The organism is Cobetia sp. Dlab-2-AX, assembly GCF_024124625.1.
Classification (GTDB): domain Bacteria; phylum Pseudomonadota; class Gammaproteobacteria; order Pseudomonadales; family Halomonadaceae; genus Cobetia.
Genome location: NZ_JAMXRV010000018.1, coordinates 1 through 3,059, shown reverse-complemented (window position 1 = coordinate 3,059; position 3,059 = coordinate 1). Strand labels below are relative to the sequence as shown.

1 rRNA gene is annotated in these 3,059 nt (G+C 53.7%); it reads left to right on the top strand.

The features are described 5' to 3' along the window. The first annotated feature begins 65 nt into the window (after positions 1-65). Positions 66-2,953 (top strand): 23S ribosomal RNA (locus NH396_RS16970). Positions 2,954-3,059 lie beyond the last annotated feature (106 nt).

Sequence of the window (3,059 nt, the reverse complement as noted above, 5' to 3'; positions counted from 1 at the left end):
ATCAAACGATATGTCGGAGAGGTCCGACAGAGTCGTAATCCTTGACAGACCCCTTGGGGTTATATGGTCAAGCGATTAAGCGCATACGGTGGATGCCTTGGCAGCCAGAGGCGATGAAGGACGTGATAGCCTGCGATAAGCGTTGGCGAGGTGGCAAATACCCTGCGACCCAACGATTTCCGAATGGGGAAACCCACTCACCATCAGGTGAGTATCTATAGGCCAATACATAACCTATAGAGGCAAACCCGGGGAACTGAAACATCTAAGTACCCGGAGGAAAAGAAATCAACCGAGATTCCCCAAGTAGCGGCGAGCGAACGGGGACCAGCCCTTAAGCGTGACAACCGACAGGCGAACAAGCTGGGAAGCTTGACGATACAGGGTGATAGTCCCGTAGTCGAAGTCCGAGTCACGTGAAATCGAGTAGGTCGGGGCACGAGAAACCCTGACTGAACATGGGGGGACCATCCTCCAAGGCTAAATACTCCTGGCTGACCGATAGTGAACCAGTACCGTGAGGGAAAGGCGAAAAGAACCCCGGCGAGGGGAGTGAAATAGATCCTGAAACCGTATGCGTACAAGCAGTGGGAGCACCTTCGTGGTGTGACCGCGTACCTTTTGTATAATGGGTCAGCGACTTATATTCTGTGGCGAGCTTAACCGTATAGGGGAGGCGTAGGGAAACCGAGTCTTAACTGGGCGACCAGTCGCAGGGTATAGACCCGAAACCGGGCGATCTATCCATGGCCAGGGTGAAGATTGAGTAACATCAATTGGAGGCCCGAACCCAAGTATGTTGAAAAATGCTGGGATGAGCTGTGGATCGGAGTGAAAGGCTAATCAAGCCCGGAGATAGCTGGTTCTCCTCGAAAGCTATTTAGGTAGCGCCTCACGTATCACCGCTGGGGGTAGAGCACTGTTTCGGCTAGGGGGTCATCCCGACTTACCAACCCGAGGCAAACTCCGAATACCAGTGAGTGCAGCGTGGGAGACACACAGCGGGTGCTAACGTCCGTTGTGAAAAGGGAAACAACCCAGACCGTCAGCTAAGGTCCCAAAATCCTGATTAAGTGGGAAACGATGTGGGAAGGCTCAGACAGCTAGGAGGTTGGCTTAGAAGCAGCCATCCTTTAAAGAAAGCGTAATAGCTCACTAGTCGAGTCGGCCTGCGCGGAAGATATAACGGGGCTAAATCAGGTACCGAAGCTACGGGTTCATCCTCTGGATGAGCGGTAGAGGAGCGTCGTGTAAGCCAATGAAGGTGGATTGAGAAGTCTGCTGGAGGTATCACGAGTGCGAATGCTGACATGAGTAACGATAAGGGGAGTGAAAAACTCCCCCGCCGGAAGACCAAGGTTTTCTGTTCTACGTTAATCGGAGCAGAGTGAGTCGGCCCCTAAGGCGAGGCGGAAACGCGTAGTCGATGGGAAACGGGTTAATATTCCCGTACCGGATGTGGTTGCGATGGGGGGACGAAGAAGGCTAGGTGAGCCAGGCGTTGGTTGTCCTGGTGAAAGCATGTAGGCCGAGGAATCAGGCAAATCCGGTTCCTCTGAGGTCGAGATGCGAGACGAACTGACCACGGTCAGGAAGTCATCGATGCCACGCTTCCAGGAAAAGCCTCTAAGCTTCAGATCACATGCGACCGTACCCCAAACCGACACAGGTGGTCAGGTAGAGAATACCAAGGCGCTTGAGAGAACTCGGGTGAAGGAACTAGGCAAAATGGCACCGTAACTTCGGGAGAAGGTGCACCGGTTAGAGTGAAGGACTTGCTCCGTAAGCTCCTACCGGTCGAAGATACCAGGTGGCTGCAACTGTTTATTAAAAACACAGCACTCTGCAAACGCGCAAGCGGACGTATAGGGTGTGACGCCTGCCCGGTGCCGGAAGGTTAATTGATGGGGTTAGGATTCGTCCGAAGCTCTTGATCGAAGCCCCGGTAAACGGCGGCCGTAACTATAACGGTCCTAAGGTAGCGAAATTCCTTGTCGGGTAAGTTCCGACCTGCACGAATGGCGTAATGATGGCCACGCTGTCTCCACCCGAGACTCAGTGAAATTGAAATCGCAGTGAAGATGCTGTGTACCCGCGGCTAGACGGAAAGACCCCGTGAACCTTTACTATAGCTTTACACTGGATGCTGATGTTGTCTGTGTAGGATAGCTGGGAGGCTTTGAAACCACATCGCCAGATGCGGTGGAGCCAACCTTGAAATACCAGCCTGACATCATTGGCGTTCTAACTCAGGTCCGTCATCCGGATCGAGGACAGTGTATGGTGGGTAGTTTGACTGGGGCGGTCTCCTCCCAAAGAGTAACGGAGGAGCACGAAGGTACCCTCAGCACGGTTGGAAATCGTGCATTGAGTGCAAGAGCATAAGGGTGCTTGACTGCGAGACAGACACGTCGAGCAGGTACGAAAGTAGGTTCTAGTGATCCGGTGGTTCTGTATGGAAGGGCCATCGCTCAACGGATAAAAGGTACTCCGGGGATAACAGGCTGATACCGCCCAAGAGTTCACATCGACGGCGGTGTTTGGCACCTCGATGTCGGCTCATCACATCCTGGGGCTGAAGTCGGTCCCAAGGGTATGGCTGTTCGCCATTTAAAGTGGTACGCGAGCTGGGTTTAGAACGTCGTGAGACAGTTCGGTCCCTATCTGCCGTGGGCGTCGGAAGTTTGAGAAGAGCTGCTCCTAGTACGAGAGGACCGGAGTGGACGAACCTCTGGTGTTCGGGTTGTCATGCCAATGGCATTGCCCGGTAGCTACGTTCGGACGGGATAACCGCTGAAGGCATCTAAGCGGGAAGCCCCCTTCAAGATGAGACTTCCCTGAGGCCTTGCGCCTCCTGAAGGGCCCTTGAAGACGACAAGGTTGATAGGCTGGGTGTGGAAGCACAGCAATGTGTTGAGCTAACCAGTACTAATTGCCCGTGAGGCTTGACCATATAACACCCAAGGGGTTTGCCCAGGCAAACCGCCGGGATTGCGACAGGATCGACGACATATCGGTCAGCATGATTCATATTGCGAGTCGCGAGGCCACAAGCCTCG